The 20,120-nt window shown below is 72.3% G+C and carries 21 protein-coding genes; 11 read left to right on the forward strand and 10 right to left on the reverse strand.

Translation table 11 applies throughout. The features are described 5' to 3' along the window. Nucleotides 1-11 precede the first annotated feature (11 nt). Nucleotides 12-2,336, forward strand: a complete 2,325-nt coding sequence (tap, locus tag Q8A52_RS40395) for a telomere-associated protein Tap (RefSeq protein ID WP_316761411.1) — start codon at nucleotides 12-14, stop codon at nucleotides 2,334-2,336. Between the two features lie 78 nt (nucleotides 2,337-2,414). Here the strand turns inward: tap and Q8A52_RS40400 are convergent, their stop codons facing one another. Next, entirely contained in the window at nucleotides 2,415-3,302 is an 888-nt protein-coding gene (locus tag Q8A52_RS40400; RefSeq protein ID WP_316761413.1) for a fructosamine kinase family protein, read from the reverse strand. 21 nt (nucleotides 3,303-3,323) lie between these two features. Next, nucleotides 3,324-3,791, reverse strand: a complete 468-nt coding sequence (locus Q8A52_RS40405; RefSeq protein WP_316761416.1) for a hypothetical protein — start codon at nucleotides 3,789-3,791, stop codon at nucleotides 3,324-3,326. Between the two features lie 243 nt (nucleotides 3,792-4,034). Here Q8A52_RS40405 and Q8A52_RS40410 point away from each other — a divergent pair, with 243 nt between their 5' ends. Together Q8A52_RS40410 and Q8A52_RS40415 are read left to right on the forward strand one after the other, a co-directional pair. Beyond that, nucleotides 4,035-4,745: a cyclodityrosine synthase gene (locus Q8A52_RS40410; protein ID WP_316761419.1), complete on the forward strand. Its 711-nt coding sequence runs from the start codon at nucleotides 4,035-4,037 to the stop codon at nucleotides 4,743-4,745. Beyond that, nucleotides 4,742-5,968: a cytochrome P450 gene (locus tag Q8A52_RS40415; RefSeq protein ID WP_316761420.1), complete on the forward strand. Its 1,227-nt coding sequence runs from the start codon at nucleotides 4,742-4,744 to the stop codon at nucleotides 5,966-5,968. The genes Q8A52_RS40410 and Q8A52_RS40415 overlap by 4 nt, the downstream gene beginning before the upstream one ends. Nucleotides 5,969-6,032: 64 nt before the next feature. Here Q8A52_RS40415 and Q8A52_RS40420 read toward each other — a convergent pair whose 3' ends face one another. After that, nucleotides 6,033-6,902, reverse strand: coding sequence for an SCO6745 family protein (locus Q8A52_RS40420; protein WP_316761422.1), 870 nt, complete (start codon nucleotides 6,900-6,902; stop codon nucleotides 6,033-6,035). A 72-nt stretch (nucleotides 6,903-6,974) separates the two neighbouring features. Between Q8A52_RS40420 and Q8A52_RS40425 the strand changes: the two genes are divergently transcribed. Both Q8A52_RS40425 and Q8A52_RS40430 read left to right on the forward strand, forming a co-directional pair. Further along, entirely contained in the window at nucleotides 6,975-7,166 is a 192-nt protein-coding gene (locus Q8A52_RS40425) for an AbfB domain-containing protein (RefSeq protein WP_408649337.1), read from the forward strand. A gap of 24 nt (nucleotides 7,167-7,190) precedes the next feature. Next, a complete protein-coding gene (locus Q8A52_RS40430; protein ID WP_316761425.1) occupies nucleotides 7,191-8,087 on the forward strand; it encodes an aminoglycoside phosphotransferase family protein in 897 nt (298 codons plus the stop codon). Here Q8A52_RS40430 and Q8A52_RS40435 read toward each other — a convergent pair. Further along, nucleotides 8,075-8,698, reverse strand: coding sequence for a GNAT family N-acetyltransferase (locus Q8A52_RS40435; protein ID WP_316761428.1), 624 nt, complete (start codon nucleotides 8,696-8,698; stop codon nucleotides 8,075-8,077). The two genes, Q8A52_RS40430 and Q8A52_RS40435, sit on opposite strands and share 13 nt — an antisense overlap. Before the next feature lie 482 nt (nucleotides 8,699-9,180). After that, nucleotides 9,181-10,401 (reverse strand): PP2C family protein-serine/threonine phosphatase, encoded by a 1,221-nt coding sequence (locus Q8A52_RS40440; RefSeq protein WP_408649338.1) that lies wholly within the window; start codon nucleotides 10,399-10,401, stop codon nucleotides 9,181-9,183. Nucleotides 10,402-10,534: 133 nt separating this feature from the next. Here Q8A52_RS40440 and Q8A52_RS40445 point away from each other — a divergent pair, with 133 nt between their 5' ends. Next, complete coding sequence (locus Q8A52_RS40445) at nucleotides 10,535-11,881, forward strand: hypothetical protein (protein WP_316761433.1); 1,347 nt, start codon at nucleotides 10,535-10,537, stop codon at nucleotides 11,879-11,881. A gap of 20 nt (nucleotides 11,882-11,901) precedes the next feature. Here Q8A52_RS40445 and Q8A52_RS40450 read toward each other — a convergent pair whose 3' ends face one another. After that, nucleotides 11,902-13,995, reverse strand: coding sequence for a SpoIIE family protein phosphatase (locus tag Q8A52_RS40450; RefSeq protein WP_316761435.1), 2,094 nt, complete (start codon nucleotides 13,993-13,995; stop codon nucleotides 11,902-11,904). 241 nt (nucleotides 13,996-14,236) lie between these two features. Here Q8A52_RS40450 and Q8A52_RS40455 point away from each other — a divergent pair, with 241 nt between their 5' ends. From Q8A52_RS40455 to Q8A52_RS40470, 4 genes are all read left to right on the forward strand, one after another. Continuing rightward, nucleotides 14,237-14,434, forward strand: coding sequence for a hypothetical protein (locus Q8A52_RS40455; RefSeq protein WP_316761438.1), 198 nt, complete (start codon nucleotides 14,237-14,239; stop codon nucleotides 14,432-14,434). A 49-nt stretch (nucleotides 14,435-14,483) separates the two neighbouring features. Next, nucleotides 14,484-15,125 carry an HdeD family acid-resistance protein gene (locus Q8A52_RS40460; protein WP_316761440.1) on the forward strand — a complete coding sequence of 214 codons (642 nt, stop codon included), beginning with the start codon at nucleotides 14,484-14,486 and terminating at the stop codon, nucleotides 15,123-15,125. 114 nt (nucleotides 15,126-15,239) lie between these two features. Next, a complete protein-coding gene (locus Q8A52_RS40465; RefSeq protein WP_316761442.1) occupies nucleotides 15,240-15,656 on the forward strand; it encodes an SHOCT domain-containing protein in 417 nt (138 codons plus the stop codon). A gap of 88 nt (nucleotides 15,657-15,744) precedes the next feature. Then, complete coding sequence (locus Q8A52_RS40470; RefSeq protein WP_316761445.1) at nucleotides 15,745-16,158, forward strand: DUF7144 family membrane protein; 414 nt, start codon at nucleotides 15,745-15,747, stop codon at nucleotides 16,156-16,158. 13 nt (nucleotides 16,159-16,171) lie between these two features. Here the strand turns inward: Q8A52_RS40470 and Q8A52_RS40475 are convergent, their stop codons facing one another. From Q8A52_RS40475 to Q8A52_RS40490, 4 genes are all read right to left on the reverse strand, one after another. Continuing rightward, complete coding sequence (locus Q8A52_RS40475; RefSeq protein ID WP_316761447.1) at nucleotides 16,172-16,906, reverse strand: YqjF family protein; 735 nt, start codon at nucleotides 16,904-16,906, stop codon at nucleotides 16,172-16,174. Between the two features lie 36 nt (nucleotides 16,907-16,942). After that, nucleotides 16,943-17,158, reverse strand: a complete 216-nt coding sequence (locus Q8A52_RS40480) for a 4-oxalocrotonate tautomerase family protein (protein ID WP_316761450.1) — start codon at nucleotides 17,156-17,158, stop codon at nucleotides 16,943-16,945. Nucleotides 17,159-17,218: 60 nt separating this feature from the next. Next, on the reverse strand, nucleotides 17,219-18,127 hold the full coding sequence (locus tag Q8A52_RS40485; RefSeq protein WP_316761454.1) for an SDR family NAD(P)-dependent oxidoreductase: 909 nt from the start codon (nucleotides 18,125-18,127) through the stop codon (nucleotides 17,219-17,221). A 107-nt stretch (nucleotides 18,128-18,234) separates the two neighbouring features. Continuing rightward, entirely contained in the window at nucleotides 18,235-19,005 is a 771-nt protein-coding gene (locus Q8A52_RS40490; RefSeq protein WP_316761457.1) for an SDR family oxidoreductase, read from the reverse strand. Nucleotides 19,006-19,189: 184 nt separating this feature from the next. Between Q8A52_RS40490 and Q8A52_RS40495 the strand changes: the two genes are divergently transcribed. Then, nucleotides 19,190-20,059: a helix-turn-helix transcriptional regulator gene (locus Q8A52_RS40495; RefSeq protein WP_316761461.1), complete on the forward strand. Its 870-nt coding sequence runs from the start codon at nucleotides 19,190-19,192 to the stop codon at nucleotides 20,057-20,059. The last annotated feature ends 61 nt before the right edge of the window (nucleotides 20,060-20,120 follow it).

A 20,120-nucleotide genomic window follows, 5' to 3' on the forward strand; every position in this document is an offset into this window, starting at 1 on the left:
CGGATGTGGAAATGACGGACCAGCCCGATGAGCTGTTCGCGGCTGTCGACTCCCTGCTCGCCGCCGTCGACGGCGGCACCGTGCTACCCGCGCCCGCGGAGCGGCTGAGGCTGCGCGAGACCGCCGGGCTGACACAGGCCGCCGTGGCCCAGGCGCTCGGGGTACGTGTGCCGAGCATCCAGGCCTGGGAGGCGGGCCGCGCCGAACCCAGGGGCGAACGCCTCGAGGCCTACCGCAGACTCCTCGACGGCCTGGCCCACCGCTATCCGGCTGCGCCGCCGCCCGAACCGGCGACGGGCGCGGGTCCCGAACTCCCGCACGCGCAGGGAGCGCCGCCGCTCGACGTGGACGGCGCCCCAGAGGCGGCCGTCGGGGAGCATCGGGCGTCGGTCGTGGGCGGTGAGGGGACGTCCGCCGGGCGGAGTACGGCCGGCGGCGCGAGCGCCGGGCAGCGGCCCGCCGGGGTCGATTCCGAAGCGGGCCCGTCCGGCCGGGAGTCGTCCGGCCGGGAGTCGTCCGGCCGGGAGTCGTCCGGCGCGCGCCCGGCGTCGGGAGCGGCGGGGCGCGCGCCGGCGTCGGCAGCGCGCCGTCCGGCCGCGAGGAAGGGCGCGGCCAAAGCGCCCCGGGACGCCCCCAAGTCCGCCCCTGCCGACGCCGCCGACCCCCGCTTCGTCCATGGCCCCCTCGCCGTGGTCGACGCGGCCGACGGTGAGGTCACCGCGTACTGCGTCGGCGGGCTGGTCCTCGACGTCCCCGCGAAGTCGCTCCCGGCGCTGGTGGAGTGGACGCTGGCGGAGGCGAGGCTCGGGCAGCCACGGCTGCATCGCTCGGGCAAGGACGCGGACCCCCTCGTCGTGCTGACCGCGGCGGCGTGCGAGCGCTACGGGCTGCCCGCCGAACTGAGCGACGAGGAGCGCCTCGCGGGCCGTGTCCCGGAGTCCCACAAGGTGGTCCGGCAGCTGAAGAAGGCCGACTGGCAGCTCACCAAGCGCGGATTCGGCCCATGGGCCCGGATCTACCGGCCCGCACAGGGCGGCCGGCGCAACTGCGTCCAGCTCTGCATCCCCGCCTGGCACGCCCTGGACGCCCGTCACTGGGGCGACGCCGCCGAACTGCCGCCCGCCGAACTCGCCCGCATTCTCGGCACCTACGCCGCCCGGGTCCTCACCCCGCGCGGTTCCACCGCCGTCACCGGCCTGGAGCTGATGACCGCGCTGCACCCGCCCACCCGCGCGGTGAAGGACGACCACGGCCAGTGGGTGTCCGCCCCGAACCCGGGCGCGCTGACCCGGGTGGTGGACTGTGCCCCGTGCGAGGCCCCCGACGGCCATCCGCTCCTCGCCCATCTGCCGCGCTTCCACCAGCGCACCCCGGCCGAGATGCTGCGCGAGGAGGCGTACGACTGGGCCCGGCCGCTGACCGACGAGGAGTGCATGCAGCCGTATCTCGTCGGGATCGACGTCAACATGGCCTTCGCGGCGGCCGCCAACCGCACCGTCGTGGGCCTCGGCGCGCCGGTCCACGTGCACAACCCCGCGTTCGACCCGTCGCTGCCCGGCTCCTGGCTGGTGGACCTGTCCCACATCCGGCTCGACCCGCGCCTGCCGAGCCCGTTCACCCCGGACGGCGACGCGCCGCTCGGACCTGCCTGGTACGCGACGCCGACCGTGGCGTACGCGCAGGAACTCGGCTACGAGGTGGCCCCGTTGGAGGCGTACGTCCGCCCCGAGCACGGCCCCTACCTGGACGCCTGGTACACCCGGCTGCGTGACGCATACGTCGCGACCATGGCCGACCTCGGCGTGACCACCGGCATGACGCCCGAGGAGTTCCTGACGGCGATGGACGGCCACAAGGACCGGGACCCGCAGCTGGCCCTGGTGCTGGCGGCGATCAAGGCCACGGTCAAGGGCGGCATCGGCAAGCTGCGCGAACGGGCCCGCACCGGATGGCGTCCGGGGGAGCGCTGGCCGGCGCTGGAACGGCCGACGTGGCGGCCCGACATCCGTGCCGCCGTCATCTCCAAGGCGCGGATCAACATGCACCGCAAGATGCTCGCCACCGCCCGGACGACCGGGCAGTACCCGGTGGCGGTGCTGTCCGACTGCGCGGTGTACGCCTCAGCCGGACCCGGGCCGCTCGACTTCCTGCCCTGCAAGGACGGCAAGCCCCTGCCCGGCGGCTTCCGGATCGGTGTGAGCCCGGGCATGGTCAAGCACGAGGGCACCCAGAGCGTGCTGTGGGCGGAGGGGCTGCGCGAGGAGCACGGCGACCATCTCAACCTGGCCCGCTACATCAAGTCCGGCCAGATCCAGCTCCCGGACGCGGGGGAGTAGTCCGGCAGACACTCTGCCCAGGAAGGACCCCTCGGCCCGGGAAGGACCCCTCGGCCCGGTCGCGCCGTCGAGGCCCGGTCAGGCCGCCGCGGCCCGCCGGGCGACCGCGAGGGCCTGTTCCGCGTATCCCCGGCCGAACAGCACCGCGTGCACCAGCAGCGGGAACAGCTGGTGCACGCCGATGCGGTCCTCCCAGCCCTCGGCCAGGGGTGCCGCCTCCCGGTAGCCCTCCAGCACGCGGTCCAGGTGGGGGCAGCCGAAGAGGTGGAGCATCGCCAGGTCGGTCTCGCGGTGTCCGCCGTGCGCGGCCGGGTCGATGAGCCAGACACGACCGTCGGCTCCCCACAGCACATTGCCGTTCCACAGGTCGCCGTGCAGCCGGGCGGGCGGCTCGGCGGGTCCCGCGAGCTGCGGCAACCGCTCGCAGACGCGCTCGACGACGGTGGCCTCGCCGGGTCGGACCGTACCGTTGTCGACGGCGCTGCGCAGATACGGCAGCACCCGGTGCTCGGCGTACCAGCGCGGCCAGTCGGTGCCGCGGACGTTGCGCATGGGGGCGAGACCGATGTACGCCGCCACGGGGCCGTCGGGCGGCGGGGCCCCGAACGCCGGTGCCCCGGCGGTGTGCAGGGCGGCCAGCTCATGGCCGAAGCGGAGCGCCGCCTCGGCGCCGGGCCGACCGTCCGGGACGCGGTCGATCACCATCCACCGCTCGTCGTGACCGTGCACGTGCGGTACGCGGACCGCCCGGGCGGCGGCCAGCCAGCGCAGTCCGGCCACCTCGGCCCGTACGGCGCCCGGGCCGTGATCGCCACGCTTGGCGATCACGGCCCGGCCGCTCTCGAGCATCACCTCGGCAAGGTTCCCGGACATCGCCCGCTCACTGGTGACCGGACGACCGGTGAGCCGGGACACCGCGGTGCCCGGCCCCTCGCCCGCTGATTCGCCGCGCTTGCCCACGGCCATCAGCGTACGGTCCGAGTGGGATCAGCTGCCCCAGGTCCCCTGGTCCGAGGCGCAGTTCCAGCCCGTGCCCTTCAGGGTGAACTTCACCTTGTAGTTGTGGGTGTTGAGCAGATGCGTCGGCACCTTGACGCCGAGGCTGGCCTTCTTCTTCAGCGTCAGGGTGTACACCGACACGACCTTGGTCGTGTTCTTGGTGATCTTGCCACCCGTGGGCTTGGCCGTGCCGAAGCGGATGTTCTTCACGTCGGTGACCGTGAAGGTGACCTTCGAGAAGCTCTTGGTCGTGCTCTTGTTCTTGAGCCCGAAGTACAGGCCGCCGTTGGTGACCCAGCCGTGCGAGTCGACGTAGAAGCGGCTCGGATAGACGAGGTTGATCGGGCAGCCGGAGCTCGTCGACGCCGAGGTCTGCGCGGACGCGGCTCCCGCGAGGCCGAGCTGAGCGGCGGTGACGATTCCGGCCGCGGCCAGGACCGTGGCGGACGTGCGCATGCGATTCACTGTGGTGTTACCTCCCCCTGTGGCCCGGACGGGCCCGGACGGCACAATCTCATCTCCGGCATCCCGAAGACGTCTGAATTACACGGCACTTCGACGGTTACTACGACTGTTTTTCGCCAAACCCTGTCAGTCACCCCCTGTGTCGACCCGGTGCGGCTAGCGTGAGGGCGCCGCGTCGCCACACCAGGGGCACAGGGCCCTGACGGGACTAGCGCGCGGCGGAGGGTATCCCCCTTGACCACAGCATCCGTGCTGATGGCCGACGTCTTCGAGGTTCAGCCCTACACCTCCCACTGCGAGGTCATCTACGGCGAGGGCACACACGCGTTGATCGGTGTGTCCCCGGGCAACAGCTACTTCTCCGCCCAGCGCCTGCATGCCCTCGCCCGCTGGGGCCTGGACCACTTCGACAGGGTCGACTTCGTCTACACCGATCTGTATGTGGCCGACATGTACGAGGCATCCGGCTACACCCCCGACGAGGCCCGCCGCAAGGCGGTGAAGAATCTGCGCGGCGTCCGGGCCAAGGTCCGTGACGCGGTGTCGGAGGCCGATCCCGACGGGGAGCGGCTGCGCTGGCACCCCATGTCCGGCTTCCGCGCCAACGCCTCGTACCAGGAGATCCACCGGCACCTGAAGAGCCGACTGGAAACGGACGCCGACTTCCGGGCCGTGTGCGATGCCCTGGTGAGCCGTTTCCTGTCGTCCAGAGGGAACGCCGTCACCCAGCGGCAGCGTGCGGTGTGCCTGGAGTACGTGTGCGCCGAGGCCCCGTTGTTCCTCGACACCCCCGCCATCCTCGAGGTGCCGTCCTCACTGAACTGCTACCACCAACTGCTGCCGATGGCCGAGCTGTTGTACGCGCGGGGCGCGGGCCTGCGCGCGTCCCGCAACCAGGGCCACGCCGTCGTCACCCCCGCCACCCCGGAAGGAGCCGCGGCATGACCACCGCCACCGAGGTCACCGCCGACGATGCCCGGGCCGACGGGCCCCGGCTGCTCGACTTCCCCTTCTCCTGGGACGGGACCCGCATCCCCGCCGAGGTCGAGGAGCTGCGCGCCACGACACCGGTGAGGCGTGTGCGCACCATCGCCGGCGACGAGGCCTGGCTGGTTTCCTCCCATCGCCTGTGCCAACAGGTCCTGACGGATGACCGGTTCTCGCTCAAGGACACCTCGGCGCCGGGCGTTCCACGGCAGTACGCCCTCACCATCCCGCCCGAGGTCGTGAACAACATGGGCAACATCACCGGAGCCGGGCTGCGCCGGGCGGTGATGAGGGCGCTGAACCCCAAGGCGCCGGGTCTGGCGGGGTGGATGCGCGAGGAGGCCCACCGCCTGGTCGGCCAACTGGTGGCGGCCGGGCCGACGGCCGATCTGCGCGGCGCGTTCTGCGAGCCGTACTCGGCGGGGATGCACTGCCGCATCCTCGGCATCCCCCAGTCGGAGGCACCGGCCTTTCTGCGCAGCCTCGACATCGCCTTCATGAACGCGCCGTGCCCGGTCACGGGCGCGCGGATCAACTGGGACCGGGACATCGCCCGGATGACGGCGCTGCTCGACGACCCGGCGACCGGCGGGCTGATGGGTGAACTCGCCACCCTCCGGTGCGACGACGACTACGCCCATCTGACGGACGAGATGCTGGCCACGGTCGGCGTCACCATGTTCGGCGCGGGCGTGATCTCCACCTCGGGCTTCCTCGCCATGGCCCTCGTCCATCTGCTCACCCGTCCGACCGATCTGCACCTCCTCCGGGAGCGCCCGGACCTGATCGGCCCCGGGGTCGAGGAACTGCTGCGGGTGAACCTCTCGATCGGGGACGCCCTGCCCCGCCTGGCCCTCGCCGATGTCCGGCTGGGTGAGGTGGAGGTCAGGGAGGGCGAGCTCGTGCTGGTACTGGTGGAGGGCGCGAACTTCGACCCGGAGAAGTTCCCGGACCCCTACCGGTTCGACGTCCACCGCGACAACGCCGCCGACCATCTCTCCTTCGGCGGCGGCTCCCACTACTGCCCCGCGACCGCGCTCGGCCGTGCCCACGCCCGTATCGCCCTGGAGGTCCTGCTCGACCGTCTGCCGGACCTCGCCCTCGCCGTACCGGCCGGGCAACTGGTGTGGCGCACCGGCTTCATGAAACGGATCCCCGAGCGGCTGCCCGTGATCTGGTAGTCCGAGGCCGGCGCTCCCGGTGTCCCCACCCGGCATGACGGGGACACCGGTGCGGCGGCACCGATCAGTGGCCGGGGCCGCGCGGTACGCCGACCGGGTTGCCGGACGGCAGCACCCCGGAGTCCCAGACGGTACGGGCCAGAGGTTCGAGGAGGACGGCGAGGCGCTCGGTGCGGTCCGCGCCCAGAGCGGCCCACGGTCGCTCGGCGGCGGCGTCGGTCTGCGCCTCGACGGCCGCGCGCCCGACGGTGCCCGCCGGGGTCAGGGTGCCGTCCTCCCCGAGCCAACCGCGTTCGCGCAGTGCGTTCTCGGCCGCCTGCCATGCCGAGACCTCCCACTTGCGGGTATCCCGCAGCATCTCCCGGTCCCCTTCGCGGGCGGCCGCCTTCAGCACCATCGCCTCGACCGGTCCGAGCCCCTGACCCACCAGAACCGCGAAGTGTCCGTCACCCCGGTGCTCCCGCAGTGTGGTCAGGGCCTGCCAGAGCCGCACATGAGATGGCCCGGGACGGTCCAGGGCCTGGTTGGCGGCGGCGAGCACGCGACCCGCCGTGTCCGCGGCCATGGCCGCCTCCCAGGCCAGATCGGCGGCCTCGGCCATCTCCGGTGAGCCGACGACGTCCGCGCCGAACAGCCGCGTCATCGCGGCGTCCATCGCCTGCTGCCGCGCCGCGAGGGCGTCGGCCGGGGCGGCGTATCCCCAGGCGTCGGGCAGCGCCCGCGCCACGCGGTCGGGATGGAAGACAAAGAAGGATCCGGTCACGACGGAGGCGGGCACCGCGCCCAGCGGCGCCGCGCGCAGCGCGAAGTACCCCATCCAGAAGCCGCGCATCCCGAGCCCGTCCGCGGCTTGACGCGCCTCCGGAGTGAAGTAGACGAGGTCGTGCACCGGCTCGTACCGCTCCCACATCGCCCGCGACATCCCGTCGCCCACGGCATCCTCCCATTCCTCGGCCTGCACCTTCGGTCCGCACGATCATGAATCGTGCCCGGAACAGGGTGCGTCATGACCGCGGCCGCGACAAGTCCCGGCCCGGGGGCGCGAGTCCGGCTCGGCCGGCGTGATCCCAGCTGGACGTCGTTCCGCTCGTACAACCACCCCACCCGCTGCCTCGGGTACGCCACCTACGTTCTGCGCATCGACCCGGTCTCCAGGGCCATCGAGAAGGCGGACGCCACCTTCTTCATCGGCTACTGAGCCCAGGCACCGGGCTCTACGGTGATGTCCGTGACCGACATCGACGAGGGCCTGGTGCGGTCCCTGCTTCAGGAGCAGCACCCGGACCTCGCGGAACTGGACCTGCGTCGGGCGCCGGGCGGCTGGGACAACCAACTGTGGCGACTGGGCGACGAGTTGGCCGTACGTATGCCGCGCACCCCGCGCGCCCCTTCCCTGCTCCGCAACGAGCACCGATGGCTGCCCGTCCTCGCCCCGCGCCTCCCGCTCCCCGTGCCCAGCCCCGTCCGGATCGGCGCCCCCTCGGCCCGCTTCCCGAGACCGTGGACCGTCGTGGCCTGGGTGCCCGGCGAGCCCGCCGACCGCGGGGCGGTCACCCGGGACCACCACGCGGCCGGCACACTGGCCCGCTTCCTGACGGCGCTGCACCACGAGGCGCCCGCCGAGGCACCGGCCAACCCGTTCCGGGAGGCTCTCCTCCGGTCCCGTACGGATGAGTTCGAGGAGAGGTTCCACGTCGTCGAAGGCACCGGACTCGCGGCCGAGGCGCGCGCGGTGTGGTTCGACGCCGTCGCGGCCCCGCTCTGGAAGGAGCCACCGGTATGGATCCACGGCGACTTTCATCCGGCGAACGTGGTCCTCGCCGACGGCACGGTCGCCGGAGTGATCGACTTCGGTGACCTGTGCGCCGGCGACCCGGCGACCGACCTCGCGGCCGCCTGGCTGCTCCTGCCGGCAGGCGCGGACACACGGTTCCTCGAGCTGTACGGCCGGCCCGACGAGGCGATGATCCGGCGCGCCCGGGGCTGGGCCGTCCTGCGCAGCCTCTCCCTCATCGGTATCGGTCTGGCCTGGGAGCGCGGTCTTCCCGGCGGTCAGCCGACGTGGGGGAGTGCGGGCCGTACGGCTCTTGAGAGGGTGCTGCGCTCTCAGTGGCAATAGGAGGCGGGGCTCACGTCATGGCGGAGCCAGACCGAGTCGATCTCGCGGCCGTCGGGCAGGGTGTGGCGGGCTGGGCCCTCGTCCGGGACGAAGCCCGCGCGTTCGAGTGAGCGCCGGCTGGCGAGGTTGCCCGTCTCCGCACCCGCTCGGACGGTGTCCATGCCGAAGTGGGTGTGGGCGAGAAGTGCGCCGGCCCCGAACAGCTGCGCGCCCAGACCCTGCCCGCGAAGGCCGGGCGCCAGCCAGCCGCCTATGTGGCCCTTGTGCTGTTCCAGTTGGAGGGCTCCGGCGTACCGGCCGTCGTCCCGCAGGACGCAGACGAGGAACTCCGGGTCCTCGGGGTCCGGTTCGAAGGGCTGGGTGAGTGGCCGTGGGATGCGGCGCCGGGGGTCGGCGAGGGGGTTCATGCGGAGTATGGCCCGCCTGGTGTCGGCGTCGGGGAACAGACGGTCGGTCTGGAGGCCGAGCCAGCGCAGGGCTTCGGGATCCGCACCGGACGCGATCGCGGCCACCGCGTCCAGCTGGGTCCGCGGTGTGTAGAGGAGCAGACTCTCCGTGGCGAGGACGTGCCGACCGGGCGCGCACGGACCGGGGGCCAGGGGCCAGGACACGGCGCGTCTGCGACGTATGCGTGACCCGAACACGTGAAACCCCGGCGGACGAAGCGGACAGGACGCGCGGTGAGCCGTCGGCGGTCCGGCCGTCGACGATCGCCTGCGCTCCGACTGTACCGGGGGTTGAGCAGGGGGAATCGCACGATGACCGCCGCACGCCGGGCAGTGGCCTCGTACCGCGAGGTCGGACGAGGACCGGCACGGAGTGCGGCAAGCGCGGGTCAGGGGTGTGTCCATGCGGCAAGGGTCCTTCGGCCGAGTGGGGGAGGGGCCGTTCGGAGGCGCGGGTGACGCCGGCTTCCTCCTCTGAACGCCCCTGCTCTCGCCGAGAGTTGGACTTGACCTCCTTACCCCGGCATCCCCTGGCCGAATGGGAGCAGCACATCCGGGACGAGGACATCGCGATGTACGCGGCGGTCGCCCGTAAGCCGTGAATGCGCCGGGACCACGGCCGGGGAGCGCCTCCCCGGCCCCGAGCCTCAGCCGGCATCCAGATGCGCGCCGGAACCATGGCGGAACCCGTCGGCATGGGTCAGCCGTCCATGGTGCCGGCGGTGGACGGTCGAGGTGCGGTGGAGGGCGATGAGGGCCGCGTCGTCGTCGAGGCGTCCGCCGCAGTGGCCCAGCAGATCGCGCCGGATGTGGTGCATGAGCGCCTCCGGGCTGGCCTCGGTCCACTGCGCGACGCGCTCCGCGAGCGGGTAGAAGTCGCCGCCCGCGTCGCGGGCCTCGATGACGCCGTCGGTGTACAGCAGCAGGGTGTCGCCGGGCTCGAAGGAGAACACGTCCAGCGTGTAGTCCCCGGGTTTCGACGTGTGGACCCCCAAGGGGGGCGCCGGATGCAGGCTCGGGACGGAGACCGCGTGACCGGGGCTCAGCAGGAGTGGCGGAGGGTGGCCGCAGCTGGTCATCCGGGTGACCGCGTCGTCCTCGGGGATCTCCACCAGCAGGGCGGTGGCGAAGCGCTCACCGGCCTCCTCGGGCGGTTCGAAGTCGGCGGTGTAGCGGGTCACGCTCTGCTCCAGCGTGGCGGCGAGGTCCGGCAGGGACGTGTGCCGGTGGGCGCCCTCGCGGAAGGCGCCGAGCAGCAGCGCGGCCTCGCCGATGGCGGACAGACCCTTGCCGCGCACATCACCGATCAGGACGCGGACGGTGCTGTCGACCCGGGTGGTCGCATAGAGGTCCCCGCCGATCTGGGCCTCGTCCTCGGCGGCCAGGTACAGCGAGGCGATCCGCAGATGGCCGATCTCCTCCGGCAGCGGCCACATCAGCACGTGCTGGGCGGCCTCGGCCACCGACCGGACCTGGGCCAGCTGGGCACGGTGCCGGTCGCGGATCGCGCAGTAGATCACGATGAGTGCCGAGAGCACGGCCAGGGTGACGATCTGCACGATGTGGTTCGTGGTGGTCAGCCCGCCGTGGAAGACGGCGACGACGGTCTGGGCCGCGACCGCGAGCGCCCCCACCAGCGCGGTCGCCCAGGGCCCGGCGAAGGACGGGGTCAGCGCCGGTGCGATGACCAGCGTGGGTCCCAGATGGACGTCCTCGGGGGAGCGGATGTCGACCACCGTGATGACCACGATGAGCGCGATCGGAAGCAGCAGCAGCGCGTGACTCGATTGCCAGGACTGCCGCAGACCCACGAGGCTCTGCCGCGCACCCACCCCTCCAGCGTGCCCCACGCCCGTTGGACTGGCCATTTCATGGCTGTCGGCCGCCGGCCGCCAGGGCCTGATCTCTCGCTTTCTCGCCCGTATGGACGCCGTCGGCGTGCTCACGCACCCGCCCGCTGACGGAATGGGGTGATCAGGCACGCACCCTGCCGGAGGCCCCATGAGCGATGCGCACGAGCCCGGTTCGTCTCCCGGCCCTGGCCCGGAAGGCACCTCGCCGGCCCCGGGCGGTGCGGGGACGGCCCACGGGTCCGCGGCCGGCCGGGTGGCCCGCAAGGTCACCTCGGCCGTGCTCATCGTGCTCACCTGCATCCTGGTCCCCGTCGCCCTGCTGACGACCTGGGTGCACGACATCGTGCTCGACACCGACCGGTACATCTCCACCGTCGCCCCCCTCGCCGCCGAACCGGCCGTCCAGGACGCGGCGGTCCAGCGGATCACCCAGGCCGTGGGCGTGCATGTCGACGGGCAGCAGGTTGCCTCGGACGTCGCCACCTGGCTGGAGTCCCAGGGACTGCCGCCCCGCGCCGCCGACGCCCTGAAGGGCCTGGGACCGCAGCTGAACTCCGCGGTCGACCAGGCCGTGACCAAGGTGGCCACCCGGGTGGTGCGGAGCGACGTCTTCGCCAAGGTGTGGACGGACGCCAATCGGGCCGCCCACAACGCCGTCGTGCACGCGCTCACCGGCAAGGGGCGCGGCTCGGTCGGCGTTTCCGGCGGCACCGTCACCCTCGACGTGGGCGAGGCCGTCGAACGGGTCAAGAAGCAGCTGGTCGACGCGGGATTCTCCCCGGCGCAGCACATCCCCACGGTCAGCAAGCAGCTGGTGCTCTTCCACTCCGACGAGCTCGCCAAGGCCCGCAAGGGCGCCCGGCTGCTGGACGCGCTCGGCAACTGGCTCCCCATCATCGTCGTGCTCATCGGCGTCGGCGGTGTGCTGCTGGCCCGCGGGCGACGGCGTGCCCTTGCCCGGACCGCACTGGGAGCGGCCTTCGCCTGCCTGGTCGTGGCCATTGCGCTGATCGTCGCCCGCGACTACTACCTGGACCACCTCCCGCCCGAGGTGCAGTCGAAGGCGGCGGCCTCCGCGGTCTTCGACACACTGGTGCGCTTTCTGCGGGTCAGCCTGCGCACGGCGATCGTCCTGGGTGTCGTCATCGCGCTCGGCACCTACTTCATCGGCCCGGGAAGACTGCCCGTGGCCGTCCGCAGCAGGTCCGAGAGCACCGCGGACGCGACGGCCCGGTGGGCGGCGGACCACCACATCCGTACGGGCCGGGCGGGGGAGTGGGCGCAGTCGTACCGCCGGGCGATCACACTCGCCGCGCTGCTGATCGTGGCGCTGGTCTTCGCCCTGTGGAACCATCCGACGGTTCTGACGGTCCTGCTCCTGGTGCTCGTGCTGCTCGCCGTGCTGGCCCTGCTGGCTCTGCTGGCCGCGAGCGGCCGCGCGGAGGCCGCGGGGCAGCCGGCGGCGCCGGGCCCGCCGGGGGAAGAAAGAGCCTGATCAGCGGAGGTCCCTCCTGATCAGCGGGAGTCCTTTCGTGACGCGAAGGACTGCTCCGTCCAGATCGTCTTGCCCTCGTCCCCGTACCGCGTGCCCCATGCGTGGGCCAGCTGTGAGGCGATGAACAGACCCCGTCCGCCCTCGTCGACCGTGCGGGCGTGACGTAGATGCGGCGCCGCGGCACCGCCGTCGCGGACCTCGCACGTCAGGCTGCGGTCATGGATCAGGCGGAGCTCCAGGGGCGGGTCCCCGTACCGGATGGCGTTCGTGACCAGCTCGCTGACGATGAGCTCGGTGTTGAAGGCGGTCTCGTCGTCCACCTTCCAGGCGGTGAGCTGCGCGCGGACACGGTGCCGGGCCTCGGACACCGCGGCGGGATCGGCGTCCAGGTACCAGGAGGCGACACGGTCGGCGGGCAGGGCTCGGACCCGCGCGACGATCACCGCGGCGTCGCCCGCACCGAGGTCCGGCGGGAGCGCGTACACGACCGCGTCGCACAGGTCCTGCAACGGGCGGTCGACGTACTCCGGCGACGAACGCAGGGGCCCCGGGGAGTCGGCGAGGTACGAGGTCAGCAAGGGATCACTGGTGAAGACCAGGACGCTGCCCTCCGGCGCCTCGAAGTCGACGGATGTGAACGGCACGTCCTCGTCCGTGCCCAGCCGGGGCCCGGACGGCGGGTCCGGGATGCCGACGGTGCCGTCGGGCCGTACGAGGAGAGGGGCCAGCCGGCCTGCTCCCGCGATCACAAAGGTGCCGGTCAGGGGATTGTGGATCGCGTACACGCAGTCCGCGGCGAGGGTCTCGCGGCGCAGTGGATCGCCCAGCGGGAGATTCGCGCGCTCCGTGGCCAGCTGCGCCGTCGTGTCGTGCAGCCGGGCCAGGAGCTCGTCGGGCGCGATGTCGAACGCGGACAGCGAACGGATGACCGTGCGCAACTGGCCCATGCTCGCGGCCGCGTTGAGGCCGCGCCCGGACACGCTGCCCACCACGAGCGCGGTCCGGGCGCCGGACAGGGCGATGGTGTCGTACCAGGACCCGGGATCTGCACCGGTGACGGACAGATAGGCGGCCTCCAGGGACGCGTGGCTCTCCGGTGTGCGGGGCAGCAGCTGGCGCTGGATCGTCGCCGCGACGGTGTGCTCCCGGATGAAGCGCCGGGCGTTGTCGATGCACAGGGCCGTGTGGGCGGCCAGCTCGACCGCGAGTCGTCTGTCGCTCTCGTCGAAGGGGGGTGTCTCCCGCGCGCGGTAGAGGCTCACCAGGCCCACCACCGTGTCGCGCAGCGTGAGGGGCACCGCCAGCAGGGTGTGGGCCCGCGACGAGCGGATGGCCTCGGCGCGCGCGGGATCGACGTGGAACCACGGGGCGTCGGGCTCCAGGGCGACCACCCGCGGTCGCAGGTCGGCCAGCGCCTGGGAGAAGGGAGTGGGGGCCGGCAGCCGGCGAACGTCACCCACCGGGTGCGCCTCCGGTGGGTGCGACCTCGTGGCGCGGAACGCGGTGCGCATCAGCGGCGTGCCCTGGGGCAGCGGGGCGAGCGGCGGATCGTCGCCGCGGATGACGGCGTCCACCACTTCGACGACGGCGACGTCGGCGAACGAGGGCACCAGGGCCCCGACGAGTTCCTCACCGGTCACCGCCGCGTCCAGCGTGCGCCCCACGCACCGGCGCACCGAGTCGAGGACCTCGACGCGGGTCCGGTTCCGTTCGCGTTCGGTGACGTCGACCGCGGTGACGGCCAGGCCGAGCACGGCGCCGGACGGGCTCTCCAGCCGCAGTACGGTGATCTCGAAGTGCCCCACCCGCGGCGGGTCCCCCTTGAAGCGTGCCCGGACGACGCGGTCCCGCAGCGGGACCCCGGTGTCCCGGACCCTGAGCACGGCGGCCTCGAGTTCCTCCTCGTCGTCGACGACGTCGTACACCTCGCGGAGCGGGCGTCCGATCACCTGGTCCATGGAGACGTTCCGCATGACTGGTGTGGCGGTGTTGACGCGTACGACGCGCAGCTCCGGGTCCAGCAGATGGAGCCCGACCGGTGACTGCGTGAACAGCGCCTCCACCATCGAGGCAGCCCTCTCGTCCACCTGCCGGCCGGGACGGCTGTACGCCACAGGAACCACCTCCGGGGCTCACGCGCACCTCCCAGCGTGCCCCGCGCCGCAAGCCACCGCATTCGGGGCCTGAAGGCACTGGCCGGGCGCGGTGCGCGGCCCGGTGCGCCGTACTCTCCCCGTACCCCGCTTCCCGCCGTATCACCTCTGCGGGGTGAGGCAGGGCGGCGCGTCGCGGCGGAGGATCGCCAAGAAGCCACAGTTCGCCTGCGCCACACTCCACCCACGGGGAGAGCAGCTCATGCGGTACGAGATCCGCATCGACGGACACCTGTCGGACACGCTCGTCGAAGCCTTTCCCGAGCTCGACCATGTCGTCGTGTCGGATCAGACGCTGCTGTTCGGCCCGGTCGTGGACGAGGCGCACCTCTACGGACTGCTGGCCAGGTGCCAGTCGCTGGGACTGCACGTCCTGGAGATGCGGCAGCTGCCGGAGTGAGCGGGACGGGGCCCGTACCCGATCCGCTGCCAACGGGAGAGGAGGAGACATGACCGCACCGTCGCATTCGGGACCTGGTGCCGGACCGGACCAGGACCCCTTCGGCTCGGCCTCCGGGCCGCAGGGGGATCCGCTGGAGGTGATGGCCGCTCTGGGCGCCTCCTGGGGCTGGGCGCTGACCTCGGCGCTCGTGACGCTGATTCCGGGCATTGTGATCCTGGTGTGGCCGCACGGGACGCTGCATGTGGTGGCGGTCGTCATCGGCCTGTATCTGCTGGTGAGCGGCGCACTCAGGTTCGTCTCGGCGTTCGCCCCGGAGGCGCACGGCGAGCGGTTCGCACGGATTCTGCTCGCGACGCTGTTCGTCGTGGCCGGTGTGCTGTGCCTGCGTCACCCCCTGCAGACCATCGCCGCGCTGTCCCTGATCGTCGGCGTGGCCTGGCTCGTGTCCGGCATGCTCACCCTCTACACCGCCGTCGCCGTCAAGGGCCTGCCGCACCGGGGCGTCCTCGCCGGCGTAGGTGCGCTGGGCGTCGTCGCGGGGATCGTGGTCCTCGCGCTGCCGACCGAGTCCGCGGTCGTCCTGACACGGCTGCTGGGCCTGTGGCTGGTCCTGCTCGGGCTGGCGGAGCTGGTGATGGCGTTCGCCCTCCGGTCCGCGATCCGCAGGGCGGAGAAGGACACGGTGTGAGCCCCGGGCCGCCGATCACCCTCATCGGGTGAGGCGCACGGCCGCCGCGGCGGACACGCTGAGGTGGGCACGGACCGCCACAAGGGCGTCCACCCCGAACGGAGGAGGAGACAAGTGGCTGTACACACGTACCTCGCCTACGACTATCCGCTCCTGAGCGCGTTCTGGACGATGCTCTGGTTCTTCGTGTGGGTCATGTGGTTCATCCTGCTCTTCAAGGTCATCTTCGACATCTTCCGCGACGACTCGCTCGGCGGCTGGGGCAAGGCGGGCTGGCTCGCCCTGGTCATCCTCGTTCCCTTCCTCGGTGTCTTCGTCTACGTCATCGCGCGGGGCAGGGGCATGAGCAGCCGCGAACTCGCTTCTGCGCGTGCGCAGAAGGAGGAGTTCGACACCTACATCCGGCAGACCGCCGGCGGGCCGTCCGAGCCGAGCAGCGTCGACCAGCTGGCCAAGCTGTCCGAGATCCGCGCCCGGGGCGACATCACGGAGGAGGAGTTCCAGCGGGCGAAGGCGAAGGTCCTGAGCTGACCGACGCACGCCGTACACCGACCACAGCCGGACGACGACCGCAGTCGGACGACGACCACAGCCGGACCAGACGAAACGAGGCGGAGCGATGACCACCACCCCCCGCACGCAGACCGGAACGAAGCAGGCATGGGCCGCAGGTCTGATGACCTTCGCCGCCGTCATGCTGATGATCACCGGAGTGCTCGGCATCTGCCGCGGCATCATGGCGATCCTCCAGGACGACGTCTTCCTCCTCACGCCCAGCTACGTCTTCCGGTACGACCTGACCGGTTGGGGCTGGGTCCATCTCTTCCTCGGGGCGATCGCCGTCGTGGTCGGCCTCGGGCTGTTCCAGGCGACCTTCTGGGCACGGATCGCCGGCGTCGCCATCTCCGCGCTGATCGTCATCGCCAACTTCCTGTCCCTGCCGTACTACCCGGTCTGGTCGATCCTGATGATCGCCATCTCGGGGTTCATCATCTGGGCCCTGTGCGTCGCGAAGACCGAGGAGCCCGTCTGAGCGCCGAGTGCGCCTACGGAAGCAGGGTGGGGGTCCCGAACCGGACGGTGACCCCGGGGGAGTGGAGCACACTGGCCGGCGGGCCCGTCAGGGGCGGGAGCCCGGCGGCCGTGACCAGGTCGTCGTCGAGGTCGAGCAGCCGGGCCCGGTGCAGTGGCCACGGTGCGTGCTCGTTGGGCAGGTGCACCGTGCGGCCGTGCCATGACACATGCAGACCCCACCGCGCGGTCAGGAACCGCTCCAGCGGCGTCGGTTCGGTGATCGGCTCGCCGACCCGCACGACGGCCCGGCTCCCCTCGCTCCGGCCTCCCGGGCGCCTGCGCCGGCAGCTGTAGGTGATCACGTCCCCCGTGCGGCGCAGACGCATGGCGGACCACACGTACGGCAGGCGGACGCCGAGCCGCCCCACCAGCACCGGTATGAGCCGGGCCGCGTCCAGGGACCGGAAGACGACACCGCGCCGGCCGTGCTCGTCCACCGAGTACAGGCGTACGTTCGTCTCGCAGAACGTGCCCAGGTACGGCAGCCCCGGCCCAGGCCCCAGGCCCACGCCGCGCATCAGGAAAGGGACCAGGCCGACGTAGGTGACCCCGTCCAGAGTGTCGGGGCGGGTACCCGGCGGCAGCAGACCCGCCACCCGTTCCGGCTCCACCGCCCAGTGCAGGAAGGCCAGTTCGTGCCACCCCTGCACGAGCGTCGGCCGCCGCACGGGCCGCGGGGTGGACAGGGTGATCGGCTCGGTCTCCATGACGTAGCGTTCTAGCACGGAGACCGGGCCGGTCCGTCAGTGGTCCGCCGACTGCCGGAGCATGGCCAGGGTCAGGACCCGGCCCCCGATGCCCCAGCCTCCGTCGGTCACCTCCTCCACCAGGACCATGGTGTTGGCGCGGGCGCGCTCACCGTAGATCTCCACGTACAGCTCGGTGGTGCGGGTGACGATCAGCTCCTTCTGCTTCTCGTCGAGGCTTCCCGCGGGAACCTTGAAGTTCGCGAACGGCATGGTGGGGTCTCTCCTTCTTCGGGACGGGTTACTTCGGGACGGGTTCTTCGGGACGCGAAATCAGAGCGAGCTGCCTGCGGTGAGCAGGTCGTCGAGTCCGGCGCGGCGGAAGAACTCGGCACGGACCCGGTCGGCGACCGCGGAGACGACTTCGCTGCCGTCGCGGCTCGGGTCCGTGTGGGTGCGCAGCGGCCGGGTTCCGGCGGGCAGGCCGACCAGGTGGACGACGGCATCGGCGACCTGCGAAGCATCGGCCTGCGGCGGTATGAGCGCCGCCAGCCTCTCGTCGAGACCGGCCAGCAGGGCGCCGTAGCGTTCCTGGTAGGCGGCGGCCCGCTCGGTGTCGGCGGGTGCACCGGCGTGCAGGAAGTGATGGGTGCCGAAGGTGAAGGCGCCCGGGACGACGATCGCGGTGTCGACGCCGAAGCGGAGCACCTCGGCGGCGTAACTGACCGCCAGGGCGTCCATGGCCGCCTTCGCCGCGAAGTACGGCGCCAGGAACGGCGGGCAGCCGCCGCGGGTGCTGGAACTGCCGATCCACACCAGCAGACCCTCGCCCCGCGTGCGCAGGTGGGGCAGCGCGGCGCGGTTGACGCGCTGGGCGTCGAGGACGTTGACGTCGTACGACTGCGCCAGCTGCTCGGGAGTGAAGGCCTCGGCGGGACCGGTGACCATGTGTCCCGCGTTGTGGACGATCACATCGAGCCGTCCCTCGGCGGCCATGAGCTGGGCGACGGCGGCGTCGGCGGACTCCTGGGAGGTGACGTCGAGCTCGACGGCGTGCAGGGACACGTCGTGCTCGGCGGCGTACCGGTTCAGCTCGTCCACCGCGGGCGCGTTGCGGGTGGCCGTCTGCCGGATGCCGGCGTACACCGTGTGCCCGGCGTGGGCGAGAGCACGTACGGTCAGCGCTCCGAAGCCGCTGGAGGCGCCAGTGACCAGGACGGTTGTGGGGGTGTCGGAAGGCATGGGGTCCTCACACGAAGGGGGGAAGTACGGAAATGAAAGGGGCGGGCACGGACAGTGGCGGGCGCGTCCGGGCGGCTGGACGATGCCCTGGACGATGCCGCAGTCGGTCAGACGATGCCGCCGTTGGCGCGCACGACCTGGCCGTTGACCCAGTGACCGGCCGGCGACGCGAGGAAGGCCACCACCTCGGCGATGTCCGCGGGGGTGCCGAGCCGCTCCAGCGGGGGCTGGGCGGCCAGCCGGGCGACGGTCTCCTCGTCCTTGCCCTCGAGGAAGAGATCGGTGGCGGTGGGACCGGGAGCGACCGCATTGACGGTGACGTCCCGTCCGCGCAGCTCACGCGCGAGGACCATGGTGAGCGCCTCGACCGCGCCCTTGCTCGCGCTGTAGGCGCCGTACCCGGGGAACGCCAGGCCCACCACGGAGGTGGAGAAGGTGACGAACGCCCCGCCGGCGCGAAGCGTCCGGGCGGCCTGCCGGGCGACCACGAACGTTCCGCGGACGTTGGTGCGGTGCATCGCGTCGAGCTCGGTCAGGTCCAGCTCGGCGACCGGGGCCAGGTACATCCGGCCGGCCGCGTGGACGACCACGTCGACCCCGCCGAACTCGGACCCGGCGGTGGCGAACAGCGCGGCCACCTGCTCCTCGTCGGCGACATCGGCCCGGACGGCGACCGCCCGGCCACCGGCCGCGACGGCTTGTTCGACGGCGGCCTCGGCCAGGTCGCGGTTGCCCGCGTACCCGACCACGACGGCGTATCCGTCGGCGGCCAGCCGACGCACCGTCTCACGGCCGATGCCGCGCGAGCCGCCGGTGACGACGGCGACGCGGGGCGCCTCGGACACGGTGGGGGCTGCGGCGGTTTCCTGGGTGGACATGGTGACTCCTGCGCAAGGTGCGGTACGAGGGCGCCACGACGCGTGGTCCGTGGCGCCGGGCGACCCGGCGTCGCCCTGCCTGCGTCTCAACCCTCGGCCTCAGTCCCCGCGACAACCACGGCTGTGTCCACCCTGGGGTCGGCAACCCCTGGTTCCGCCCGCCGTCAGGCGTGACCATGGACAAGTGAACCAATCGGAGCTCGCCGCCTACCTGAAGTCCCGCCGCGACCGGATCCGCCCGGCCGACGTCGGTCTGCCCGCCGGTCCCCGGCGCCGAGTGCCCGGACTGCGGCGCGAGGAGGTCGCCCAGCTGGCCGGGCTGTCCGCGGACTACTACACCGAGCTGGAACGCGGTCGCGGCGCCCAGCCCTCCCCGCAGGTCCTGGCCGCGCTGGCCCGCGCGCTACGGCTGAACGGCGACGAACGCGACCACCTCTTCCACCTCGCCGACCGGCCGCTGCCCCCGGCGACGCACGGCCCGGCCGCCCATGTCCAGCCGGCCCTGCTCGGGCTGCTGGACCGGCTGACCACCACCCCCGCCCAGGTCATCACCGACCTGCACGAGGTGCTCGTACAGAATCCACTGGCCGCGGCGCTCGTCGGCCCGCCCCCGGCCGTCAGCGGACCCGCGGCGAGCTTCGTCCACCGCTGGTTCACCGACCCCGAGTCCCGTGGCCTCTACCCGCGGGAGGACCACCCCCATCACTCCCGGGTGTTCGTCGCCGACCTCCAGGCGGTCGCCGCAAAGCGGGGCAGCGATCCCGAGGTGACCCGGATGGTGGCCGCGCTGCGCCGCCGCAGCGAGGAGTTCGCCGCCCTCTGGGACACCCATGACGTCGCGCTGCGCCGGACGGACCACAAGCGCATCGTCCACCCCGCGCTCGGCGTCATCGAGCTGGACTGCCACAGCCTGTTCAGCGAGGACGGGCGCCAGCGCCTGCTCTGGTTCACCGCTCCGCCCGGCACCGAGGGCGCCGCCCAGCTGGAGCTTCTCTCGGTCATCGGGACCCAGGACATGACGACCGCGGCCGACGGGTTCGGGCGACGGGGATGAGTGGGCTCTGCGGGCGGGCCGGGGTGCAGACTTGACTCTCCCGCTGGGGGAGACAGCAAGG

Origin of the sequence: Streptomyces herbicida, from assembly GCF_032656585.1 — a bacterium.
In the GTDB taxonomy this organism is placed as follows: Bacteria; Actinomycetota; Actinomycetes; order Streptomycetales; family Streptomycetaceae; genus Streptomyces; species Streptomyces herbicida.